The organism is Streptomyces sp. NPDC029216 (assembly GCF_040648015.1).
Lineage (GTDB): Bacteria > Actinomycetota > Actinomycetes > Streptomycetales > Streptomycetaceae > Streptomyces.
Map to the genome: position 1 here is coordinate 1 of NZ_JBEZWL010000128.1, position 21648 is coordinate 21648.

General features: G+C 73.5%; 22 protein-coding genes and 1 pseudogene. 17 read left to right on the plus strand and 6 right to left on the minus strand.

Annotation, left to right across the window (positions count from 1 at the left end; genetic code table 11):
* The first annotated feature begins 472 nt into the window (after positions 1-472).
* The 4 genes from AB0F18_RS31125 to AB0F18_RS31140 all read left to right on the plus strand — a co-directional run bounded on the left by AB0F18_RS31125 (position 473) and on the right by AB0F18_RS31140 (position 3236).
* Positions 473-934 carry a hypothetical protein gene (locus AB0F18_RS31125; RefSeq protein ID WP_362066676.1) on the plus strand — a complete coding sequence of 154 codons (462 nt, stop codon included), beginning with the start codon at positions 473-475 and terminating at the stop codon, positions 932-934.
* Complete coding sequence (locus AB0F18_RS31130) at positions 921-2120, plus strand: MAB_1171c family putative transporter (protein WP_362066678.1); 1200 nt, start codon at positions 921-923, stop codon at positions 2118-2120. Before AB0F18_RS31125 ends, AB0F18_RS31130 begins: the two co-directional genes overlap by 14 nt.
* A gap of 41 nt (positions 2121-2161) precedes the next feature.
* Positions 2162-2944, plus strand: a complete 783-nt coding sequence (locus AB0F18_RS31135) for an SDR family oxidoreductase (RefSeq protein WP_362066680.1) — start codon at positions 2162-2164, stop codon at positions 2942-2944.
* Between the two features lie 82 nt (positions 2945-3026).
* Positions 3027-3236, plus strand: a complete 210-nt coding sequence (locus AB0F18_RS31140; protein WP_362066682.1) for a hypothetical protein — start codon at positions 3027-3029, stop codon at positions 3234-3236.
* 20 nt (positions 3237-3256) lie between these two features.
* Here the strand turns inward: AB0F18_RS31140 and AB0F18_RS31145 are convergent, their stop codons facing one another.
* Together AB0F18_RS31145 and AB0F18_RS31150 are read right to left on the minus strand one after the other, a co-directional pair.
* The gene (locus AB0F18_RS31145; protein ID WP_362066683.1) at positions 3257-4894 is read right to left on the minus strand and encodes an ABC-F family ATP-binding cassette domain-containing protein; all 1638 of its coding nucleotides are present in this window, start codon (positions 4892-4894) and stop codon (positions 3257-3259) included.
* A 31-nt stretch (positions 4895-4925) separates the two neighbouring features.
* A complete protein-coding gene (locus AB0F18_RS31150; RefSeq protein WP_362066713.1) occupies positions 4926-6188 on the minus strand; it encodes an SLC13 family permease in 1263 nt (420 codons plus the stop codon).
* A 121-nt stretch (positions 6189-6309) separates the two neighbouring features.
* Here AB0F18_RS31150 and AB0F18_RS31155 point away from each other — a divergent pair, with 121 nt between their 5' ends.
* The gene (locus AB0F18_RS31155; protein WP_362066685.1) at positions 6310-7275 is read left to right on the plus strand and encodes a DJ-1/PfpI family protein; all 966 of its coding nucleotides are present in this window, start codon (positions 6310-6312) and stop codon (positions 7273-7275) included.
* Positions 7276-7333: 58 nt separating this feature from the next.
* The gene (locus tag AB0F18_RS31160; protein ID WP_362066687.1) at positions 7334-7978 is read left to right on the plus strand and encodes a DJ-1/PfpI family protein; all 645 of its coding nucleotides are present in this window, start codon (positions 7334-7336) and stop codon (positions 7976-7978) included.
* Here the strand turns inward: AB0F18_RS31160 and AB0F18_RS31165 are convergent.
* Positions 7947-8702 (minus strand): enoyl-CoA hydratase/isomerase family protein, encoded by a 756-nt coding sequence (locus tag AB0F18_RS31165; protein WP_362066688.1) that lies wholly within the window; start codon positions 8700-8702, stop codon positions 7947-7949. The two genes, AB0F18_RS31160 and AB0F18_RS31165, sit on opposite strands and share 32 nt — an antisense overlap.
* Positions 8703-8782: 80 nt before the next feature.
* Here AB0F18_RS31165 and AB0F18_RS31170 point away from each other — a divergent pair, with 80 nt between their 5' ends.
* Positions 8783-9418 (plus strand): HdeD family acid-resistance protein, encoded by a 636-nt coding sequence (locus tag AB0F18_RS31170; RefSeq protein WP_362066689.1) that lies wholly within the window; start codon positions 8783-8785, stop codon positions 9416-9418.
* 94 nt (positions 9419-9512) lie between these two features.
* A complete protein-coding gene (locus AB0F18_RS31175; RefSeq protein WP_362066690.1) occupies positions 9513-10043 on the plus strand; it encodes an ATP-binding protein in 531 nt (176 codons plus the stop codon).
* A gap of 48 nt (positions 10044-10091) precedes the next feature.
* On the opposite strand, the gene idi is transcribed toward AB0F18_RS31175, so the two are convergent.
* The 3 genes and pseudogenes from idi to AB0F18_RS31190 form a co-directional block, all read right to left on the minus strand.
* Complete coding sequence (gene idi / locus AB0F18_RS31180; RefSeq protein WP_362066691.1) at positions 10092-10694, minus strand: isopentenyl-diphosphate Delta-isomerase; 603 nt, start codon at positions 10692-10694, stop codon at positions 10092-10094.
* Positions 10695-10824: 130 nt separating this feature from the next.
* A pseudogene (locus AB0F18_RS31185) lies at positions 10825-11857 on the minus strand (methyltransferase domain-containing protein).
* Between the two features lie 446 nt (positions 11858-12303).
* Complete coding sequence (locus AB0F18_RS31190) at positions 12304-12441, minus strand: hypothetical protein (RefSeq protein ID WP_362066693.1); 138 nt, start codon at positions 12439-12441, stop codon at positions 12304-12306.
* Positions 12442-12492: 51 nt separating this feature from the next.
* On the opposite strand from AB0F18_RS31190, the gene AB0F18_RS31195 reads away from it, so the two are divergent.
* From AB0F18_RS31195 to hpnD, 9 genes are all read left to right on the plus strand, one after another.
* Positions 12493-14040, plus strand: a complete 1548-nt coding sequence (locus AB0F18_RS31195; protein WP_362066695.1) for a DUF5941 domain-containing protein — start codon at positions 12493-12495, stop codon at positions 14038-14040.
* Positions 14037-14789: a phosphocholine cytidylyltransferase family protein gene (locus AB0F18_RS31200; RefSeq protein WP_362066697.1), complete on the plus strand. Its 753-nt coding sequence runs from the start codon at positions 14037-14039 to the stop codon at positions 14787-14789. The genes AB0F18_RS31195 and AB0F18_RS31200 overlap by 4 nt, the downstream gene beginning before the upstream one ends.
* Complete coding sequence (locus tag AB0F18_RS31205; protein ID WP_362066699.1) at positions 14777-15838, plus strand: iron-containing alcohol dehydrogenase family protein; 1062 nt, start codon at positions 14777-14779, stop codon at positions 15836-15838. The genes AB0F18_RS31200 and AB0F18_RS31205 overlap by 13 nt, the downstream gene beginning before the upstream one ends.
* Entirely contained in the window at positions 15816-16595 is a 780-nt protein-coding gene (locus AB0F18_RS31210; protein WP_362066701.1) for a CDP-alcohol phosphatidyltransferase family protein, read from the plus strand. The genes AB0F18_RS31205 and AB0F18_RS31210 overlap by 23 nt, the downstream gene beginning before the upstream one ends.
* Positions 16592-17476 (plus strand): glycosyltransferase, encoded by an 885-nt coding sequence (locus AB0F18_RS31215; RefSeq protein ID WP_362066703.1) that lies wholly within the window; start codon positions 16592-16594, stop codon positions 17474-17476. Before AB0F18_RS31210 ends, AB0F18_RS31215 begins: the two co-directional genes overlap by 4 nt.
* Before the next feature lie 97 nt (positions 17477-17573).
* A complete protein-coding gene (locus tag AB0F18_RS31220; protein ID WP_362066705.1) occupies positions 17574-18503 on the plus strand; it encodes an ABC transporter permease in 930 nt (309 codons plus the stop codon).
* Positions 18496-19278, plus strand: coding sequence for an ABC transporter ATP-binding protein (locus AB0F18_RS31225; protein ID WP_362066707.1), 783 nt, complete (start codon positions 18496-18498; stop codon positions 19276-19278). The genes AB0F18_RS31220 and AB0F18_RS31225 overlap by 8 nt, the downstream gene beginning before the upstream one ends.
* Positions 19279-19617: 339 nt before the next feature.
* Positions 19618-20571, plus strand: coding sequence for a squalene synthase HpnC (gene hpnC, locus AB0F18_RS31230; RefSeq protein WP_362066709.1), 954 nt, complete (start codon positions 19618-19620; stop codon positions 20569-20571).
* 8 nt (positions 20572-20579) lie between these two features.
* Positions 20580-21518, plus strand: a complete 939-nt coding sequence (gene hpnD / locus AB0F18_RS31235; protein ID WP_362066711.1) for a presqualene diphosphate synthase HpnD — start codon at positions 20580-20582, stop codon at positions 21516-21518.
* Positions 21519-21648 lie beyond the last annotated feature (130 nt).

Genomic DNA, 21648 nt, shown 5'->3' on the forward strand with positions numbered 1-21648 from the left:
GCCAGGGCGGCCAGGGCGGCGGCGGAGGCCAGCGCTCCGGCGCCCCGGCCCCCGCCAACAGCGCCATGGCCGACGCCCTGCGCCGGGCCGGCCTCGGAGGCGACCGGGAGGACCGCCGCAAGCGGTAGCGGCAAAAAGGGGGGAAAGCGCAGGTAGCGGGCCGGTCCGGGGCAATCGGCAGGGCCCGCGGGACCGGCAGGTGTGGCCGGATAAGGCCCCCGCGCAGGACCCGTCCTTGCCAACTCCCTCACGTGATCGGTAGGCATGGTGGAACGCCCGTTCGTCTCGCGCGGACGGGCGTTCCGCGTTTCCCCCTCCGGGACCGCACTCCCGAGGCCGCCTCAAGGCACAGGACGTTATGCCGATGCCCACCCACGCCTACCGACGCTGCCCGAGAAAGGGTCCGAAGAGGGAACACATGCCCTACCGGAATCTCAGCCTGCGCAGACGGTGCGAGATGATTCTCGGTCACATGGATCTGACGCACCCGTTCTCCCTGGACGCCCTGTGCACCCGCATCGCCGAGCGGCGCGGCCGTCCGATCCGCCTCCACCCCCTGCCCCGCGAAGCCGCCGAATCCGGCGTCTGCGGACTGTGGGTGGGCACCGAGACCGTGGACTACGTCTTCTACGAGGCCCACACCACCCCCCTGCACCGCGAGCACATCGTCCTCCACGAGCTGGGCCACATCCTCTTCGGCCACCACTCCCTGGAGGGCGAGGAGAACGACGGCATGGCCCCCGTGGTCCTCGGCCGCACCAACTACACCACCCGCCAGGAGCAGGAGGCGGAGATGCTCGCGAGCATGATCCGCATCCGCACCTCGGGCGCCGGCCACTCCCGGCCCGCCCCCGGCCCCCGGGGCGCCCTCGCCCGGCTGGAGTCCGCCATGGGGTACGACGCGTACGAGCGGGGCCACCGTGACGGCAGCTGAACTCGCCGCCTTCGGCGACCGGCTGGCCGTCCCGAGCGTGGCGTGCCTGTGGATCGCGGTCCTGCTGCGGGCCCCCGGCGCCCTGCGCTCCCCGCAGCAGCGCGGTCTGTGGCTCGCCGTCGCCACCGCCGCCGCGGCGATGACCCTGAACCTGCCGGACGTCGTCGCGTACGCCATGCGCCGTGAGGCCTCCTACGCCCACACCATCGGCCTCACCCGCAACCTCATCGGCGTCCTGTCGGCGGGCGCCGTGCTCTACTTCGTGGCCGCCGCCACCCGGGGGCGCAGGCTCCAACTCGCCTCCTGGGCGGGCGCCCTGCTCTGGCTCACCACCCTCGTCGCCCTGGACGCCGCCGCGCCCCGGCACGGCACGCACACCATCCCGCCCTCCGGCGCCCCCGTGCCCTCCCTGCCGTACTGGCTCGTGCTGATCTCCGCCCACCTGATCGCCAACACCATCTGCGTGTACGTGTGCTGGCGCTACAGCCGCCGCTCCGAGAGCCGGGGCCTGGCAGCCGGACTGCGGCTGTTCGGCCTGGGCACCGGGCTGGCCTGGCTGTTCTGGTTCGCGTACCTGCTCAAGGCCCTGTTCGGCGGCACCTGGGCGACGCCCGCCCTGCCGCTGCTGATGAACCTGCACGGCCTGCTGCGCGCCGCCGCGATCCTCGTGCCCACCCTGTTCACCCTGCGCCACACCCTCACCGACACCGCCACCGCCTGGCGGCTGTGGCCGCTGTGGCGGGACCTGGTCCAGGCCGTCCCGCACGTGGTCCTCTCCCGGCCCCGCGCCGGACGGCTGCTGGAGCTGCTCTGGCCGCCGGTGCCGCGCAACCTGCTCGTCTACCGCAAGGTCATCGAGACCCGCGACGCGATCCTGATCCTGGGCGAGTACGTCGCCCCGGGCGTCCCCGAGCTCGCGCGCGGCCACGTCGCCGGCAGCCGGATCCCCGAGCAGCGGCACACGGCGGCCGCGCTGGCCTGCGTACTGAAGGAGGCGCGCCGGGCGAAGCTCGCCGGGCTGCCCGGGCAGCCCGCCCGCGCCACCGCCCTGGAACTGCCGGCCGCGATGCAGACCTCCGCGGAGGGCGGCGGCCTGGCGGACGAGGCCCGCTTCCTGGTGGACGTCGCCCAGGCCTACGCCTCGCCCGAGACCTCCGCCTTCGCCCCCGGCCCCGCCGCCACCTGAACCACCGGCACCATCCGCAACACCGAGGAAGTGAACCGCCCTTGACCACCACCGTTCTGATCACCGGGGCCAGCGCCGGCCTGGGCGCCGCCTTCGCCCGCGGCTTCGCCGCCAAGGGCTGCGCCCTGGTCCTCGTCGCCCGGGACAAGACCCGGCTGGAGGCCGTGGCCGCCGAACTCGGCCGGGACTTCGGTACCGACTGCGAGGTGCTGCCCGCCGACCTCCTCGACCCCGCCGGCTGCCGGTCCGTCGCCGACCGGCTCGCCGACACCGCGCGGCCCGTGGACGTCCTCGTCAACAACGCCGGGTTCGGGCTGCCCGCGCCCTACCCGTACAACCCCGTCGAGGACGAGGAGCGGATGCTCGACCTCCTGGTGAAGGTCCCGCTCCGCCTCACCCACGCCCTGCTGCCCGGGCTCCGGGAGCGCCGCCGGGGCGCGGTCCTCAACGTCTCCTCGGTCGCGGGACTGCTGCCGACCGGCACGTACGGGGCCGCGAAGGCCTGGGTCACCGCCTTCAGCGAGTCCCTGCGCATCGACATGGAGCCCTACGGGGTCCGGGTCCTGGCGGTGGTGCCCGGGTTCACCCGCACCGAGTTCCAGGAACGCGCCGGGATGGACGTCAGCGCCCTGCGCGACGCCGTGTGGCTGGAGCCGGAGGCCGTGGTGGCCAAGGCCCTGCGCGACCTCGCCCTGCGCCGCCCCGTCAGCATCACCGGCCGCCGCTACCAGGCGTACGCCTTCGCGGCCCGCCACCTCCCGCGCGCCTTCGTGGCCGCCCGGATGCCCCGCAAGCGCAGGCCCCCGGCCCGTCCGACCGGCTGAGCCCCGGCCGGTTTGCGGGGCCGCCGTCCGGGCAGCCGCCGGACGAGGGGGGCCGGCGGTGCGGGGGCGGAGGAGGACTGACATGGACGAGCAAGGCGGCGCGGGCGGAGTCCCGCTCCACGGCGACGACGACGCACAGCGGCAGCGCAAACCCCACGCCGAGCGGACCGCGCCCCGGCCCGCGCCGGCACCCGGCCCCGTACGGCGCGAGGACACGGACGAGGCCAGCCGCCTCGACCGGCCCGGAACCGAGGACCCGCAGAAGCCACGCAGGCACGGGGGCCACGGCTAGGGGTGCCCGGCCCGTAGGGCTCAGAGCTCGGTGACCTTGCCGTCGGCGACCTCCAGGCGGCGGGTCACCCGGACGGCGTCCAGCATGCGGCGGTCGTGGGTGACCAGCAGCAGGGTGCCCTCGTAGGCGTCCAGGGCCGATTCCAGCTGCTCGATCGCCGGCAGGTCGAGGTGGTTCGTCGGCTCGTCCAGGACCAGCAGGTTCACCCCGCGCCCCTGGAGCAGCGCCAGGGCCGCCCGGGTGCGCTCGCCCGGGGAGAGGGTCGCCGCCGGGCGCAGCACGTGCGCCGCCTTCAGGCCGAACTTGGCCAGCAGCGTACGGACCTCCGCCGGCGCCGTGTCCGGGACCGCCGCGCAGAACGCCTCCAGCAGCGGCTCCTCGCCGAGGAACAGCCCGCGCGCCTGGTCGACCTCGCCGACCAGCACGCCCGAGCCGAGCGTCGCGGAGCCGGAGTCCGGGACCAGCCGGCCCAGCAGGACCGCGAGGAGGGTGGACTTGCCGGCGCCGTTGGCCCCGGTGATCGCGACCCGGTCCGCCCAGTCGATCTGCAGGCTCGCCGGGCCGAAGGAGAAGTCCCCGCGCTTGACGGCCGCTTCGCGCAGGGTGGCGACCACCGAGCCGGAGCGCGGGGCCGCCGCGATCTCCATGTGCAGCTCCCACTCCTTGCGCGGCTCCTCGACGACCTCCAGCCGCTCGATCGCGCGCTGCGTCTGGCGGGCCTTGGCGGCCTGCTTCTCGCTGGACTCGCCGCGCAGCGCCTTGCCGATCTTGTCGTTGTCGCTCGACTTGCGGCGGGCGTTGCGCACGCCCTTGTCCATCCAGTTGCGCTGCATCTGCGCCCGGCCTTCGAGGGCGGCCTTCTTGTCCGCGTACTCCTCGAACTCCTCGCGGGCGTGGCTGCGGGCCCGCGCGCGCTCCTGCAGGTACGACTCGTAGCCGCCGCCGTACAGGTTGATCTGCTGCTGGGCCAGGTCGAGTTCGAGGACCTTGGTGACGGTGCGCGTGAGGAACTCGCGGTCGTGGCTGATGACGACCGTGCCCGCGCGCAGCCCCGTCACGAACCGCTCCAGCCGCTCCAGACCGGCGAGGTCCAGGTCGTTGGTGGGCTCGTCGAGGAGGAACACGTCGTAGCGGGACAGCAGCAGGGAGGCGAGTCCGGCGCGGGCGGCCTGGCCGCCGGACAGGGCCGTCATCGGCAGGTCCAGGCTCACGGCCAGGCCCAGCTCGTCCGCGGTCTCCTGGGCCCGCTCGTCCAGGTCGGCGCCGCCCAGGTTCAGCCAGCGGTCGAGGGTCTCCGCGTACGCGTCGTCGGCGCCCGGGGTGCCGTCCACGAGCCCCTGCGTGGCCTCGTCCAGCGCCGCCTGCGCGGCCGCGACCCCGGTACGGCGGGCCAGGAAGTCCCGTACCGTCTCCCCGTCCCGCCGCTCGGGCTCCTGCGGGAGGTGGCCGACGGCCGCACCGGGCGGGGAGAGCCGCAGCTCACCGGTCTCGGGGGTGTCCAGCCCGGCGAGCAGCCGCAGCAGGGTGGACTTCCCGGCGCCGTTGACGCCGACGAGGCCGATGACGTCGCCGGGCGCGACGACGAGGTCGAGGCCGGCGAAGAGCGTGCGCTCGCCGTGGGCGGCGGTGAGGTTCTTGGCGACGAGGGTTGCAGTCATGATGCCCCGATCCTATCGGCGCGCCGCCGGCCTACCCGCCGATCAGGCGCAGTCCGGCCCACAGGGCGGCCACAGCCGCCGCGAGCGCGGCGGGGGTGGTGAGCAGCCCGAGGCGGGTGAAGTCCCCGAGGTGTACGTCCTCGCCGTGCGCGTGCAGCATCCGCCGCCACAGCAGGGTGGCCAGCGAGCCCGCGTACGTGAGGTTGGGGCCGATGTTCACCCCGATCAGCACGGCCAGGACCACGCCCGGCCCGGCCGGCGCGGCCAGCGGGAGCAGGGCGAGGACGGCGGGGAGGTTGTTGATCAGGTTGGCCAGCACGGCGGCCACCCCGGCCACGGCCAGCAGCGTGGGCAGCGCGTCCCCGTCGGGCAGCAGCCACTCCAGCCCGTCGCCGAGCCCGTGGTCCACCACGGCCCGGACCACCACCCCGAGGGCGAGGACGAACAGGCAGAACGCCGGCGCGGTGGAGGCCGCCAGCCGCCGCGCGGTGGTCTCCCGGCGCCACAGGGCCCGTACGCCCAGCGCCACCGCCCCGGCCAGCGCGGCCCAGGCGGGGCTCGCCCCCGCGAAGGAGGCCACGGCGAAGCCCGCCAGGGTCAGCAGCAGCACCGCCAGCGCGAACCGGGGGAGCGGGGCGGGCTCGGCCGCCCCGGGCACGTGCTCGGGCTCCGCCGTCAAGTCGGCCCGGAAGAACCGGCGGAACACCGCGTACTCCACCCCGATCGCGACCGCCCAGGGCAGGGTCATCAGCGCCGCGAACCGGGTGAAGGTCAGCCCGCTCGCGGTGAAGGCCAGCAGGTTCGTCAGGTTGGAGACGGGCAGCAGCAGCGAGGCCGAGTTCGCCAGATGGGCGGTCGCGAACACGTGCGGGCGCGGCCGGGCGCCCAGCCTGGCGGCCGTCGCCAGCACCACCGGGGTCAGCAGCACCACCGTGGCGTCCAGGCTCAGTACGGCCGTCACCGCCGAGGCCGCCAGGAACACCCCGCCCAGCAGCCCCGCCGCCCCCCGCCCGGCCGCGCGCCGGGCCACGGCGGCGCCCGCGGCCCGGAACAGCCCCTCGTCGGCGCACAGCTGGGCGAGGGCCAGGATCACGGCCAGGAACCCGACCACCGGCAGCAGCCCGCGCAGCTGCTCCCACGCGTCGGCCGGCGACACCACCCCCAGCACGACGAGCAGCCCGGCCGCCGGTACGGCGGCGGCCGCCTCGGGCAGCCCGCGGGGGCGCACCACGGCGGCGGCCAGGACGAGGAGCAGCAGGGCGCAGGACAGGGATTCGGCGAGGACGGTGTTCAGGACGGTACTCCGGATGGGGCTCACGGGGACCGGCCAAGGATCGCACGGGCCCCGCCCGATGGCCGGATAGGTGGGATACCCGTCATTGCGGCCATCCGCGAGGGCGTCACACCATGGAGGCATGCCGCTGCGAAACGTGCTGGTCGTCCTGTACGACGGGGTCCAGAGCCTGGACGTGACCGGCCCCGTCGAGGTGTTCGACGGGGCCGGCCGCTGCCGCCCGGACGACGGCGGGTACGCGGTCCGGACGGTCTCCCCCGGGGGCGGTCCGGTCCGGACGGGCAGCGGGCTGACCCTGCTCCCGGACGGGGACCTGGAGGGCGCCCGCCCCGGCCCTGACACCACCCTGCTGGTGCCCGGAGGCCGGTTCACGGGGGACTTCGAACCGCGGATCACGGACTGGCTGCGCGCGTACGGGGGTCGTGCGGGGCGGCTGGTGTCCGTCTGCACGGGCGGCCTGCTGCTGGCGGAGGCCGGGCTGCTGGACGGGCGGCGGGCGACCACGCACTGGTCGGTGTGCGAGCGCATGGCACGGGACTACCCCCGGGTGGAGGTGGAACCGGATCCGATCTACGTCCGGGACGGCCCGGTCGCCACCTCGGCCGGGGTCACCGCCGGGATCGACCTCGCGCTGGCGCTGGTGGAGGAGGACCTCGGGCGGGACGTGGCGCTGCTGATCGCCCGGCACCTGGTGGTCTTCCTGCGCCGGCCGGGGAACCAGGCGCAGTTCAGCGCGCAGCTCGCGGCGCAGACGGCGCGGCGGGAGCCGTTGCGGGACGTCCAGCAGTGGATCACCGAGCACCCCGACGGGGACCTGAGCGTGGAGGCCCTCGCCGCCCGCGCGGCGCTGTCGCCGAGGCACTTCGCGCGGGCCTTCCAGGCCGAGACGGGGGTGACGCCGGGGCGGTACGTCGAGCGGGTGCGGGTGGAGCACGCGCGGCGGCTGCTGGAGGAGTCGGGGGAGGCCGTCTCGCAGATCTCCCGCGAGTGCGGATACGGCACCCCCGAGGCCCTGCGCCGCGCCTTCCTCCGGACCCTGGGCCAGCCCCCGTCCGAATACCGCCGCCGCTTCGGCGCCCCGCCGTGACCGGGGCGCCACAGCGGACGCCCCGCCCACCGTCACAGCAACCCTCAGGAGAAGAGACATGCAGATCGCCGTACTGCTCTACGACGGCTTCACCGCCCTCGACGCCATCGGCCCCTACGAGACCCTCAGCCGTCTGGAAGGCGCCGAGACCGTGTTCGTCGCGGAGCGCAAGGGGCCCGTCCGCACCGACAACGGTGCGGCGGTCCTCGTGGCCGAGAAGGCCCTCGACGAGGTGACCCGCCCCGACATCGTCATCGTCCCCGGCGGCCCGCACCCCGAGACCGAGATGAAGAACCCCGCCGTCCTGGACTGGCTCCGCTCCGTCGACGCGACCACCACCTGGACCACGTCCGTCTGCACCGGCTCGCTGCTCCTCGCCGCCGCCGGGCTCCTCGACGGGCGCCGGGCGGCCTGCCACTGGCTCTACCTCGACCGGCTGGTCCCCTTCGGCGCCGAGCCCACCGGGGAGCGGGTGGTCTTCGACGGGAAGTACGTCACCGCCGCCGGGGTCTCCTCCGGCCTGGACATGGGGCTCGGACTGCTCGGCCGGATCGCGGGGGACGCGTACGCCCAGACCGTGCAGCTGATGTGCGAGTACGACCCCCAGCCGCCCTACGACGCCGGTTCCCCGGACAAGGCCCCGGCCGAGATCGTCGCCCGGCTGCGTGCCGCTAATCCCCTGATGGAGCGGGGCGCCAGCTGAAGTCGGGCTCCCGGCGCTCCAGGAAGGCGGCGACACCCTCGGCGGTGTCGCCGCTCGCGGCGGCCTGGCCGCTCCAGTACGCGTCCCGGTCGGTCCGCCCATCCGCGAACTCCTTCGCCGCGGCCTGCGTCAGCTGCGACCGGGTGGTGAGGATCCGGGCGAACTCGGCCACCCGCTTGTCCAGTCCGCCGGCCGGCAGCAGCTCGTTCAGGAACCCGGCCCGCAGCGCGGCCTCGGCCCCGATCAGCTCCGCCGAGAACAGCAGGTACTTGGCCCACGCCGGCCCGACCAGCGAGGCCAGCCGCCGGGTGGAGGACGCCGGGTAGACGATGCCCAGCCTGGCCGGGGTCACCCCGAAGCGCGCCCCCTCCTCCGCGAACCGCAGGTCGCAGGCCGCCGCCAGCTGGCTGCCGCCGCCCACGCAGAAGCCGCGGACCGCCGCCACCGTCGGCTTCGGGAAGGCGGCCAGGGCCTCCTCCGCCGCCACGGCGAGGGCCTGCGGGTCCTCGTCCCCGGTGAGGGAGGAGATGTCGGCGCCCGCGCAGAACGTCGGCCCGGCCCCGGTCAGGACGAGCACCCGTACGGCCGGGTCGGCGGCCAGTCCCGGGAGCAGCTCCGGCAGGGCCCGCCACATCGCGGCCGTCATGGCGTTCCGCTTCGCGGGGTGGGAGATGGTGAGCGTGGCCACCCCGTCGGCGACCGTGTGGTGGAGGGCTGCGTCCATGCGCCGGATGCTATCCCGGGGCGACGATCCTATGATCAAGGGGACTCCGTCCCCGGGGGGTGCGAGGAGGTGGCACGCCCATGGGCGCCGACCGCAGTGAGCAGCAGCAGGACAAGAGCAGGCTCAACCGGCGCTTCGGTTTGCTGGCGCTGCTCGGGGTGATCCTCGTGCTGGCCGGGCTGGTGGGCCTGGTCTATGCCGGGGTGGCCACCCTGACCTCGATGTTCCTCTTCGGCTGGCTGCTGCTGATCGGCGGCGTGGTCGGCCTCGTGCAGGCCGTGCAGTCGCGCAAGAGCAAGTACTTCTGGCTCGCCGTCATCGTCGCCGCGATCAACCTCGCCGCCGGCTTCGTGATCCTGCGCCGCCCCGCGGCGAGCGCCGAGGCGCTGACCATGTTCGCGGCGCTGCTCTTCCTCACCGGCGGGGTGTTCCGCCTCGCGGGCTCCCTGGTGGTCCGCGGCTCCAACTTCGGGCTCGCCCTCGTCCAGGGCGCCTTCGGCGTCCTGCTCGGCGTGCTGATCCTCGCGGAGTGGCCCGGCAGCAGTCTGTACGTGATCGGGACCTTCTTCTCCCTCGCCCTGCTGTTCGACGGGCTGAGCCTGGTGGCGGTGGGCATGGGCGCCCGCCGGGTCCTCGGCCTGGTCAGGGAGGACGGAGCAGATGAGACAGACGCTGCCAAGCGGAGCGTGCGGGATCAGGAATCGTCCAACAACTGACTCTGTCATACGCCAGTGGTCAGAAAGTGTCCGATTGCTGCTGACTTCTGGTCAGCGGAGCGGTCCGGACCAGGCTGCTCGCCACTCTTGTCGCGTGGAGACGATCGAGCGCGAAGACGGGGGCCGGAAGATGGACGACAGCGGGAGCATCCCGCAGGCCAGGGGAGGTGAGACGTCGGCTCCGGCCGACCCCCTCACCTACGAGGGGGTGTGGCGCTTCACTGCGCCCGCGGTAGAAGAATCCGTTCCGCAGGCCCGCCGGGCGGTCCGCGACCTGCTCGGCCGCCAGGGAGTGCCGGCCACGCAGGACCTCGTGTACTCCCTGCTGCTGATCGTCTCCGAGCTGGTGACGAACTCGGTCCGGCACGCCGCCCTGCTCTCCCCGGAGGTGGCCGTCGAGGTGGCGGTGGGCCGGGAGTGGGTACGGGTGGCCGTCGAGGACAACCACCCGTACCGCCCCAAGGCGCTGGAGGCCGACTTCGGCCAGACCGGCGGCCGGGGTCTGCTCCTGGTCCGCGAGATCACCCTGGAGGCCGGCGGGGTGTGCGACGTCGAGCACACCTCCACCGGCGGCAAGGTGATCTGGGCCGCCCTGCCGCTCACGGCCCCGGCCCGGCCCCTCTGAGACCCCGGCCCGCCGACGGGCCGGCACCGCACCCGAACGGCGGAGCGGCTACCAGCCGGCCGCGTCGCCGGTCAGCTCGCGGATCGCGGGGCGCGCCGCGTCGAGCACCGTCATGAACCAGGCCGAGAACGGCACCTCCGCGTGCCGCTTCGCCAGCTCCTCGGCCGTGACGAAGGCGGTGTCCCCGACCTCCTCCGGATCCGGGTTCAGCGACGCCTGGGCCAGTCCCACGAACAGGTGGTTGTACTCCTGCTCCACCAGCCCCGACGCGGGGTCCGGGTGGTTGTAGCGCACCGTCCCCGCCTCCGCGAGCAGCGAGGGCGACAGCCCCAGCTCCTCGTGGGTGCGCCGGGCCGCCGCCGCGAACGGCGACTCGCCGGGGTAGGGGTGACCGCAACAGGTGTTCGACCAGACGCCGGGGGAGTGGTACTTCCCGAGGGCGCGCTGCTGGAGCAGCAGCCGGCCCTGCTCGTCGAAGAGGAACACGGAGAACGCCCGGTGCAGCAGACCGGGGGCCTGATGGGCGGAGAGCTTCTCCGCCGTGCCGATGGTGTTGCCGGACTCGTCGACCAGTTCGAGCATGATCGATTCTTGAGCGCCGGTGCCGGCGGACGCGCTGCTGTGGGCGTCAGTGGCTGATGTGGTCGGCATACCCATCCTTCGCTTCGGACTTCGGTCTTCAGTCTGCCGTACAAAAGAGGCTTGTCCCCACTTCGGCCATCCGCGCATGTCCGCCCGCCGCCGCGTGATACACGGCGGGGGCGGACGGTCGGCCGGTGACTCAGATCCCGAACGGGGACGGATACGTGATCGTGCCCGCCGGCACCGGAACGGAATCGTCCCGTACGGCCGCGCTGCCCGCGCCCGAGCGCTGGAGCGCGGGATCGGCGGCCACCGGGGCGAGCGCGAGCGCCGGTACGCCGTCCACCTCGCACCGGGTCGGCAGGGTGTGCGCCGTCACCCTCCCGTCCGGACCCCCGGCCACGTACGAGAGCCCCGGCAGTCAGGACGCGTCGGCGCGCAACGCGTCCACGAGATCAGCCTCCAGCGGGGTGCCGAAGGCCGCCAGGTTGACGGCCCGCACCGCCGGCGGTCACCGGGGCCAGGACCCGGCTCCGGTAGCCGTACTCGTGGCCGTGCCGCTCCCGTACGGCGAGTTCCTCGCGTACGGAGGCCAGCGCGGCCGCCTCGGCCGGAGTGGCGGCGGTGGCCGCCGCGGCCCGTTCGCCGAGGGGCCCGTAGTACTCCGCCCAGTCGGAGTCCGGCTGGAGGAAGCCGCCCAGCAGGCGGTAGCCGGCCGCCTGCACGGCCGCGGTGTTGCGGGCGGCGGAGCGCAGCGGGTACTGCGGGTCCCAGAACGCCCGCGCTCCGGGCGAGGGCTCCGCGGCGGTCCACTCGCACTCGCTGAGCACGAGCCGGCCGCCGGGTGCGAGGAGCCGCTTCCACTCCGCGAGCGCCCGGTCGAAGCCGAGGAGGTAGGCGGAGCCCTCCGCCCACACGAGGTCGAAGGAGCCGTCCGCGAAGGGGAGCGCGCCCATGTCGGCGCGCACGGCGGCGACCCGGCCGTCGAGCCCGCGGGCCCGCGCGGCGGTGCGCAGCTCCTCCAGGAAGGGCGCGTGGAGGTCGACGGCGGTCACCTCGGCGAGGCCCGACCCGCCCGCCTCGGCGGCGAGCAGCAGGGCGCTGCGGCCCGGACCGCAGCCGACGTCGAGGACGCGCGGCCGCTCGGGCAGCGGTCCGCACAGGGACAGCAGCCGCCGGGTGGTGGTGTCGGAGCCGGGGGACTGCCGGGGCAGCCCGTGGTGCAGCTCCATGAACGCCGCGAAGACCGCGTCGGCGCGGGAGTCGTCGGCGTGTGTGTGCTCGGTGAGGTCGGTCAACGTGAACCCTCGGAAAGGGGGCTCCGGCCGACGGGGCCGATCGGTGTGTGGCGGATCAGGCCCGGCCGGACGCCCGGGAAGACAGGGGGATGTACCGGAGTTCGCCGCGCACGGCAGCGATCGCCACGACGGTCATCCATCCACCTCTTCCACGGTCCGAGTCGGCGTCCACCTTAACATCCGGCCCCAAACCGGACCGGAGGGGGCTGAACGGCTGATGAATGGCGCCTTCCATTCATCCGATAGCCTCTGCCGACAGCCGCAGCCGCCGTGCCGCCGTGCTTTCTGCAGCCGCCCACGGGGCGCCCGCCCGGAATGTTCGTTGCAAGGAGTGAGTTCGTCTGTCGACCGTCATCCTCACCGGCCTGCCGGTCCCCGGATCACCGCTTGAAGACGAGCTCCGTTCGCTCGGGTTCGACGTCCGCCCGGTCCCCGCACCCGAAGACACCGCCGGGGCCCTGGCCGCCGTACCGGCCGGCCAGCGGGTCGCCGTCGTCGACAGCGGCTTCGTCGGGCACCCGCACGCCCTGCGCCTCGCGCTGACCGACCCGCGCTTCGAGGCCTGCGCCGTGACTGGCGCCTTCGCCGTCCAGGCCGGGGCCCGCGCGGCCCTGGAGCGGGCCGCGGCGCTCGCCCCGGACGGGGAGGGCCCGTACGCGGACCGGCTCGCCGCCGCCGTCGAGGCGGCCGGGACCACCGTCCAGCGGCCCGAGCTCGGCACCCTGGTCGCCGCCGTGCCGGCCGGCGAGGCCGAGCGCGCCGAGGCGCTGGCCGCCGTCGCGGCCGTCGACGACGAGGCCGTCCGGCTGCGCACCGCCGTGAAGTCCCGCGACGGGTTCTTCACCACCTTCTTCATCAGCCCGTACTCGCGCTACATCGCCCGCTGGTGCGCCCGCCGGGGCCTGACCCCGAACCAGGTCACCACCGCCTCGCTGCTCACCGCGCTGCTCGCGGCGGGCTGCGCCGCCACCGGCGAGCGCTGGGGCTACGTCGTCGCCGGCGTGCTGCTGCTCGTCTCCTTCGTCCTGGACTGCACCGACGGGCAGCTCGCCCGCTACTCGCTCCAGTACTCGACGATGGGCGCCTGGCTGGACGCGACCTTCGACCGGGTGAAGGAGTACTCCTTCTACGCGGGCCTCGCGCTCGGCGCCGCCCGGAACGGGGACGACGTCTGGGCGCTCGCGCTCGGCTCGATGGTCCTGATGACCTGCCGGCACGTGGTCGACTTCTCCTTCAACGAGGCCAACCACGACGCCACGGCGAACACGAGCCCCACCGCCGCCCTCTCCGGCCGGCTCGACAGCGTCGGCTGGACCGTCTGGGTCCGGCGGATGATCATCCTGCCGATCGGCGAGCGCTGGGCGATGATCGCGGTCCTGACCGCCGTCACCAGCCCCCGGATCGTCTTCTACGCCCTGCTGGCCGGCTGCGCCTTCGGCGCGCTCTACACCACCGCCGGCCGCGTCCTGCGCTCGGTGACCCGCAAGGCGAAGAGGACCGACCGGGCCGCACGGGCGCTGGCCGACCTCGCGGACTCGGGCGTGCTCGCCTGGACCGGCGCCCCGCGCCCGGGCAAGCGGGCCTCGGCCGCCGCCCTGCCGATGGCCGCCGGGGCGGCCGTGGTGATGGCCGGCGGGGCCCTGGTCCGCGACTTCGGCTCGACCTCGCTGATCGCGACGGCGGGGCTCTACGTCTTCCTCTCGGGGGCTGCGGTCTCCACGCCGCTCAGGGGCCCGCTCGACTGGCTGATCCCGCCGCTGTTCCGGTTCGGCGAGTACGTCACCGTCCTCGTCCTCGCCGTCAAGGCGGACGTCCCCGGGGCCGTTCCGGCCGCATTCGGACTGGTCGCGGCGGTCGCCTACCATCACTACGACACGGTCTACCGCATCCGCGGTGGCTCGGGCGCTCCCCCGCACTGGCTGGTGCGGACGACCGGCGGTCACGAGGGCAGGGTCCTGCTGACCGTGGTCCTGGCCGCCGTCCTCGCCCGTGACGCGTTCCCCGTCGCGCTCACGGCCGTGGCCGTGTTCGTGGCTCTGGTGGTGCTCGTGGAGAGCATCCGCTTCTGGGTCTCCGCCGGAGCACCCGCCGTACACGACGAAGGAGAACCCGCATGATCGGCCTTGTACTCGCTGCCGGTGCCGGACGCCGTCTGCGTCCCTACACCGACACCCTGCCCAAGGCCCTCGTGCCCGTCGGTCCCGAAGGGCAGGAGGACAGCCTCACCGTCCTCGACCTGACCCTGGGCAACTTCGCCGAGGTCGGCCTCACCGAGGTCGCGATCGTCGTCGGCTACCGCAAGGAGGCCGTGTACGAGCGCCGCGAGGCCCTGGAGGCCAAGTACGGCGTCAAGATCACGCTGATCGACAACGACAAGGCCGAGGAGTGGAACAACGCCTACTCCCTGTGGTGCGCCCGTGACGTCCTCAAGCAGGGCGTGATCCTCGCCAACGGCGACACCGTCCACCCGGTCTCCGTCGAGAAGACCCTGCTCGCCGCCCGCGGCAACGGCCAGAAGATCATCCTCGCCCTCGACACGGTCAAGAACCTGGCCGACGAGGAGATGAAGGTCGTCGTCGACGGCGCCAAGGGCGTGCAGAAGATCACCAAGCTCATGGAGCCGTCCGACGCCACCGGCGAGTACATCGGCGTCACCCTCATCGAGCCGGAGGCCGCCGCGGCCCTCGCCGAGGCCCTCAAGGCCACCTTCGAGCGCGACCCCGACCTCTACTACGAGGACGGCTACCAGCAGCTCGTCAACGACGGCTTCACCATCGACGTGGCCCCCATCGGCGACGTGAAGTGGGTCGAGATCGACAACCACGACGACCTCGCCAAGGGCCGGACGATCGCATGCCAGTACTGACGCGGCTGATCCCCTCGCCGGTCGTCGTCGACATCAGCTGCGGGGCGATGGACAAGCTGGACGGCATCCTCGCCGACCAGCGGATCTCCGCGTCCGGCCGGCTCGCGATCGCGATCAGCGGGGGCTCCGGGCAGGCGCTGCGCGCCCGCCTGGAGCAGGCCCTGCCGCACGCCGACTGGTACCCGGTCGTCGACGGCACCATCGACTCGGCGGTCAAGCTCGCCGACGACATAAAGGGCCGCCGCTACGACGCCGTCGTGGGCCTGGGCGGCGGCAAGATCATCGACGTGGCGAAGTACGCCGCGGCGCGGGTCGGGCTGCCCATGGTGGCCATCGCCACCAACCTCTCCCACGACGGCATCTGCTCCCCGGTGTCCATCCTGGACAACGACAACGGCCGGGGCTCCTACGGCGTGCCCACGCCGATCGCGATGGTCATCGACCTCGACGTGATCCGCGAGGCGCCCACGCGCTTCGTCCGCGCCGGCATCGGCGACGTGATCTCCAACATCTCGGCCATCGCCGACTGGGAGCTCTCGCACAAGGTCACCGGCGAGGCCGTGGACGGACTGGCCGCCGCCATGGCCCGCACCGCGGGCGAGTCCGTGCTGCGCCACCCCGGCGGCTGCGGGGACGACGAGTTCCTCACCGTGCTCTCCGAGGCCCTCGTGCTCTCCGGCATCGCCATGTCGATCAGCGGCGACAGCCGCCCCTCGTCCGGCGCCTGCCACGAGATCAGCCACGCCTTCGACCTGCTCTACCCCGGGCGCTCCGCGCTCCACGGCGAGCAGGTCGGCATCGGCGCCGCCTTCGCCATGCACCTGCGCGGCGCCCGCGAGCAGTCCGGGCTCTTCGTCGAGGTGCTGCGCCGCCACGGCCTGCCGGTGCTGCCCGAGGAGATCGGGTTCAGCACCGAGGAGTTCACCGCGGCCGTGGAGTACGCCCCCCAGACCCGCCCGGGACGGTTCACGATCCTGGAGCACCTCAACCTGTCCGCAGCCGAGATCAGGGACGCTTACGCCGACTATGCCCAGACCATCCGTAGCTGAACTGCGCCCCGTCGTTCACCCGGCGGGCGTCAAGGACCGGCGCAGTGGCGAGCACTGGGGCGGCCGCCTCTACATGCGCGAGATCTCCCTGCGCATCACCCGCCTCCTGGTCACCACCCGCGTCACGCCCAACCAGCTGACCTACGTGATGACCCTCGCCGGCGTCCTCGCCGCCCCCGCCCTGCTGGTGCCGGGCGTGTGGGGCGCCGTCCTCGGCGTGGTCGCCGTGCAGCTGTACCTGCTGCTCGACTGTGTCGACGGCGAGGTGGCCCGCTGGAAGAAGCAGTTCTCGCTCTCCGGCGTTTACCTGGACCGCGTCGGCGCCTACCTGTGCGACGCGGCCGTCCTCGTCGGCTTCGGACTGCGCGCCGCCGACCTGTGGGGCGGCGGCCGCATCGACTGGCTGTGGGCCTTCCTCGGCACCCTCGCGGCGCTCGGCGCGATCCTGATCAAGGCCGAGACCGACCTGGTCGGCGTCGCCCGCCACCAGGGCGGGCTCCCCGTGGTCAAGGACGCCGCAGCCGAGCCGCGCTCCTCCGGCATGGCCCTGGCCCGCCGGGCCGCCGCCGCGCTGAAGTTCCACCGCCTGGTCCTCGGGATCGAGGCCTCGCTGCTCATCCTGGTGCTGGCGGTCCTCGACCAGCTCCGCGGCGACCTGTTCTTCTCCCGCCTCGGCGTCGCCGTCCTCGCCGGCATCGCGCTGCTCCAGACGGTGCTGCACCTGGTGTCCATCCTCGTATCGAGCAGGCTGCGGTGAGCGCCCCGCTGCGCGTCGGCGCGGTGATCATCACCATGGGCAACCGCCCCGACGAGCTGAAGGCGCTCCTCGACTCGGTGGCCCGGCAGGACGGCGACCCCGTCGAGGTGGTCGTCGTCGGCCAGGGGGTCGAGGTCACGGGCCTGCCCGACGGCGTGCGCACCGTGCACCTGCCCGAGAACCTGGGCATCCCCGGCGGCCGCAACGTGGGCATCGAGGCCTTCGGCCCCGGCGGCCACGACGTGGACGTGCTGCTCTTCCTCGACGACGACGGGCTCCTGGAGCGCACCGACACCGCCGAGCTGTGCCGGCAGGCCTTCGCCGAGGACCCCCGGCTCGGGATCATCAGCTTCCGCATCGCCGACCCGGACACCGGCGCCACCCAGCGCCGCCACGTCCCCCGGCTGCGCGCCTCCGACCCGATGCGCTCCTCCCGCGTGACCACCTTCCTGGGCGGCGCCAACGCCGTCCGCACGAAGGTCTTCGAGCAGGTCGGCACCCTGCCGGCCGAGTTCTTCTACGCCCACGAGGAGACCGACCTGGCCTGGCGGGCCCTCGACGCGGGGTGGCTGATCGACTACCGCGCGGACATGGTGCTGCTGCACCCGACCACCGCCCCCTCCCGGCACGCGGTCTACCACCGTATGGTGGCCCGTAACCGGGTGTGGCTGGCCCGCCGCAACCTGCCCGCCCCGCTGGTCCCGGTCTACCTGGGCGTCTGGCTCGCGCTGACGCTCGTGCGCAGGCCCTCGGCGCCGGCGCTCAAGGCCTGGTTCGGCGGGTTCAAGGAGGGCTGGACCACCCCCTGCGGTCCCCGGCGCCCCATGAGGTGGCGTACGGTCTGGCGGCTGACGCGACTGGGCCGACCGCCTGTCATCTGAGAAGCTCGCGTCTGGGACCATGGGCCCCGATCACGGGTCCGGCGCACCAGCCCCGATGCCCCACCTGCCGCATCTTGAAGACGGAAAGTTTCAACTTGTGAGTGACACAACCCACGACGGCGCCCTCGCCACGAGCAAGCCGCCGTCCGACGACGCGGGGCTCAGCCCCGCGGAGCTCGCCAGGAAGTACGGCCTGTCCGTCAGTGGCGCGCGGCCCAGCCTGGGCGGATACGTGCGGCAGCTCTGGGGTCGGCGCCACTTCATCATGGCCTTCTCCCGGGCCAAGCTGGTGGCCCAGTACAGCCAGGCGAAGCTCGGCCAGATCTGGCAGGTGGCGACCCCCCTGCTGAACGCCCTCGTCTACTACCTGATCTTCGGGCTCATCCTGAACGCCGGCCGCGGCATGGAGAAGAGCGTCTACATCCCCTTCCTGGTGATGGGCATCTTCGTCTTCACCTTCACCCAGAACTCCCTGATGGCGGGCGTCCGGGCGATCCCCACCAACCTCGGCCTGGTCCGCGCGCTGCACTTCCCGCGCGCCTCGCTGCCGATCTCCTTCTCGATGCAGCAGCTCCAGCAGCTGCTGTACTCGATGATCGTCGTGCTCATCGTCGCCGTGGCCTTCGGGAACTACCCCGCGCTGTCCTGGCTGCTGGTGGTCCCGGCGCTGGTGCTGCAGTTCGGCTTCAACACCGGCCTCGCCCTGATCTTCGCGCGCATGGGGTCCAAGACCCCCGACCTCGCGCAGCTCATGCCCTTCCTCACGCGCACGTGGATGTACGCCTCGGGCGTCATGTTCTCGATCAGCACGATGCTCAAGGACAAGCCCGCCTGGATCTCGGACGTCCTCCAGTGGAACCCCGCGGCGATCTACATGGACCTGGTCCGCTACGCCCTGATCAAGGACTACGGAGCCGAGAACCTCCCGCCGCACGTCTGGGCCTTCGCGGTCGGCTGGGCCGTCGTCATCGGCGTCGGCGGCTTCGTGTACTTCTGGAAGGCTGAGGAGCGTTACGGCCGTGGCTGACATCACCGAGGGCCGCGTGCCCACCGTCATCGCCGACGAGGTGCACATCGTGTACCGCGTCAACACCGGCAGCTCCGGCAAGGGCAGCGCCACCGCGGCGCTGAGCAAGATACTCCGCCGCGGAAAGGGCGACGCCCCGGGCGTCCGCCGGGTCCACGCCGTGCGCGGGGTCTCCTTCACCGCCTACCGGGGCGAGGCCATCGGCCTCATCGGCTCCAACGGCTCCGGCAAGTCCACCCTGCTGCGCGCCATCGCGGGCCTGCTGCCCTGCGAGTCCGGCAAGGTCTACACGGACGGCCAGCCCTCGCTGCTGGGCGTCAACGCCGCGCTGATGAACGACCTCACCGGCGAGCGCAACGTCGTCCTCGGCGGACTCGCGATGGGCATGACCCGCGAGCAGATCAAGGAGCGCTACCAGGACATCGTCGACTTCTCGGGGATCAACGAGAAGGGCGACTTCATCTCCCTGCCGATGCGCACCTACTCCTCCGGCATGGCCGCGCGCCTGCGGTTCTCGATCGCCGCCGCCAAGGACCACGACGTCCTGATGATCGACGAGGCGCTCGCCACCGGCGACCGCAAGTTCCAGGTCCGCTCCGAGGCGCGCATCCGCGAGCTGAGGGAGAAGGCCGGCACGGTCTTCCTGGTGAGCCACAACAACAACTCCATCCGCGACACCTGCAGCCGGGTGCTGTGGCTGGAGAAGGGCGAGCTCCTCATGGACGGGCCCACCGAAGAGGTCGTCTCGGCGTACGAGAAGGCCAGCGGCCACTGACGGGCCGCCCCTGCGCAACGCCAGGCCCCTGCCCCTCCCGCGGCGGGGGCCTCGCCGTGCGGACGGGGCCTCGCCGGGCGGCCGACATTCCGGGCGTGGTGACCACCCGATAGGCCCCTGCGGTGTTGTACAGCGTAAGCTGGACCAGTTCTCAATCGCGCCAAGAGGGGACGATTCCCCGCAGCCGGTTCGCCCGGGATACTCCCCGGTAAACTCCACGGCGTGTCCGAAATGGGATGACTTGGGTCGGCAGTGTAGAACGGGAGACGTGACGGCAATGGCTACGGGAATTCTGCGGCCCCCAGGCACAGCGGCCGTCCCGGCCCCGGGCGGCGGGCGGTGACCCCCGGGCACGGCCTCCGTCACCCGTCGGCCCCGGCCCCCGGTGGCGCCCCCGCCCCGGACACCGGCGACGCCACCCTCGCCAAGGCCGCCTCGGAGAACTTCCCCGTCGCCCCCGCCTTCCTGCCCCGCGCCTGGCGCGACGGCCTCATGGCGGTCTACGGGTTCGCCCGCCTCGTCGACGACATCGGCGACGGCGACCTCGCCCCCGGCGGCCGCGACGCCGTCCTCCTCGGCCTCGACCCGGCCGCCGCCGACGACCGCCCCGCGATGCTCGACGCCCTCCAGGCCGACCTGCTGCGCGTCTTCGGCGGCACCGACGGCCCCCCGCGCCACCCCCTGATGCTCGCCCTCCAGCCCGTCGCCCGCGAGCACCGCCTCAGCCCCGCGCACTTCCTCGGGCTCATCGAGGCCAACCGCCAGGACCAGCGGGTCGCGCGCTACGCCACGTACGCGGAACTCCTCGGCTACTGCGAGCTCTCCGCCAACACCGTGGGCCGCCTCGTCCTGGAACTCACCGGCACCTCCACCCCCGAGCGGATCCGCCGCTCCGACGCGATCTGCACCGCCCTGCAGATCGTCGAGCACCTCCAGGACGTCGCCGAGGACCTCGGCCGCGACCGGATCTACCTGCCGGCCGAGGACATGCGGCGCTTCCACGTCACCGAGGCCGACCTCAAGGCCCCCACCGCCGGCGCCTCCGTCCGCTCCCTGATCGCCTTCGAGACGGAACGCGCGTACGGACTCCTGGACGAGGGCACCCCGCTCGTGGGCAGCGTCCACGGCAGGCTGCGCCTGCTGCTCGCGGGATTCGTCGGCGGAGGGCGGGCCGCCCTGCGCGCGATCACCGCCGCCGGCTTCGACGTCCTGCCCGGCCCGCCCAAGCCCACCCGCGGCCTCCTCCTCCGCGAGGTGGCCGCCGTCCTGCGCACAGCGCCGAGAAAGGGGTGAGCCCGCACGTGGAGGGCCCCAACCACGCGTCCGCACCGTCCGCCCCGGTGCTCGCCGCCTACAGCTACTGCGAGGCCGTGACCGGAACCCAGGCGCGCAACTTCGCGTACGGCATCCGGCTGCTGCCCACCGACAAGCGGCAGGCGATGTCCGCGCTGTACGCCTTCTCGCGGCGCGTCGACGACATCGGCGACGGCACCCTCGCCCCCGAGGCCAAACTGGCCCGCCTGGAGGAGACCCGCGCCGTCCTCGGCCGGATCCGGGCCGGGGAGATCGACGAGGACGACACCGACCCCGTCGCCGTCGCCCTCGCGCACGCCGCCCGCCGCTTCCCCATCCCGCTCGGCGGCCTCGACGAACTCATCGACGGGGTCCTGATGGACGTCCGCGGCGAGGAGTACGAGACCTGGGACGACCTCAAGGCCTACTGCCGCTGCGTCGCCGGGGCCATCGGCCGGCTCTCGCTCGGCGTGTTCGGCACCGTCGGCCCCGGCGAGCACGCCGAGGAGTACGCCGACACCCTGGGCCTGGCCCTCCAGCTCACCAACATCCTGCGCGACGTCCGCGAGGACGCCGGGAACGGCCGCACCTACCTGCCCGCCGAGGACCTGGCCAAGTTCGGCTGCTCCGAGGGCTTCACGGGCGGCCGGGCCCCCGCCGGTTCCGACTTCGCCGGCCTTGTCCACCACGAAGTCCGGCGCGCCCGGGCCCTGTTCACCGAGGGCTACCGGCTGCTGCCGATGCTCGACCGGCGCAGCGGCGCCTGCGTGGCCGCGATGGCCGGCATCTACCGGCGGCTGCTGGACCGCATCGAGCGCGAACCCGAGGCCGTGCTGCGCGGACGCGTTTCGCTGCCGACCCACGAGAAGGCGTACGTGGCCGTACGCGGCCTGTCCGGCCTCGACGCCCGCACCATCTCCCGCCAGCGGGCCCGGAGGCGCACCTGATGCGGCCCGTCACGCCCCCGCTCCGGCAGGCCCGGACCCGCCCGACGGCGCCTCCGCCCGCCGGCGCGGCGCCGGACCGCGCCCCGGCCTGCGCCCCGTCGGGCCTTCGCCGGCCCGTTCCGGTCCCGTC

What these genes read in the sequence shown, in the direction of transcription:
- AB0F18_RS31125 (WP_362066676.1), top strand. Translation starts at nt 473, where the DNA reads ATGGATCTGACGCACCCGTTCTCCCTGGACGCCCTGTGCACCCGCATC.
- AB0F18_RS31140 (WP_362066682.1), top strand. Translation starts at nt 3,027, where the DNA reads ATGGACGAGCAAGGCGGCGCGGGCGGAGTCCCGCTCCACGGCGACGAC.
- AB0F18_RS31145 (WP_362066683.1), bottom strand. Translation starts at nt 4,894, where the DNA reads ATGACTGCAACCCTCGTCGCCAAGAACCTCACCGCCGCCCACGGCGAG.
- AB0F18_RS31155 (WP_362066685.1), top strand. Translation starts at nt 6,310, where the DNA reads ATGCCGCTGCGAAACGTGCTGGTCGTCCTGTACGACGGGGTCCAGAGC.
- AB0F18_RS31160 (WP_362066687.1), top strand. Translation starts at nt 7,334, where the DNA reads ATGCAGATCGCCGTACTGCTCTACGACGGCTTCACCGCCCTCGACGCC.
- AB0F18_RS31165 (WP_362066688.1), bottom strand. Translation starts at nt 8,702, where the DNA reads ATGGACGCAGCCCTCCACCACACGGTCGCCGACGGGGTGGCCACGCTC.
- AB0F18_RS31170 (WP_362066689.1), top strand. Translation starts at nt 8,783, where the DNA reads ATGGGCGCCGACCGCAGTGAGCAGCAGCAGGACAAGAGCAGGCTCAAC.
- idi (WP_362066691.1), bottom strand. Translation starts at nt 10,694, where the DNA reads ATGCCGACCACATCAGCCACTGACGCCCACAGCAGCGCGTCCGCCGGC.
- AB0F18_RS31200 (WP_362066697.1), top strand. Translation starts at nt 14,037, where the DNA reads ATGATCGGCCTTGTACTCGCTGCCGGTGCCGGACGCCGTCTGCGTCCC.
- AB0F18_RS31205 (WP_362066699.1), top strand. Translation starts at nt 14,777, where the DNA reads ATGCCAGTACTGACGCGGCTGATCCCCTCGCCGGTCGTCGTCGACATC.
- AB0F18_RS31210 (WP_362066701.1), top strand. Translation starts at nt 15,816, where the DNA reads ATGCCCAGACCATCCGTAGCTGAACTGCGCCCCGTCGTTCACCCGGCG.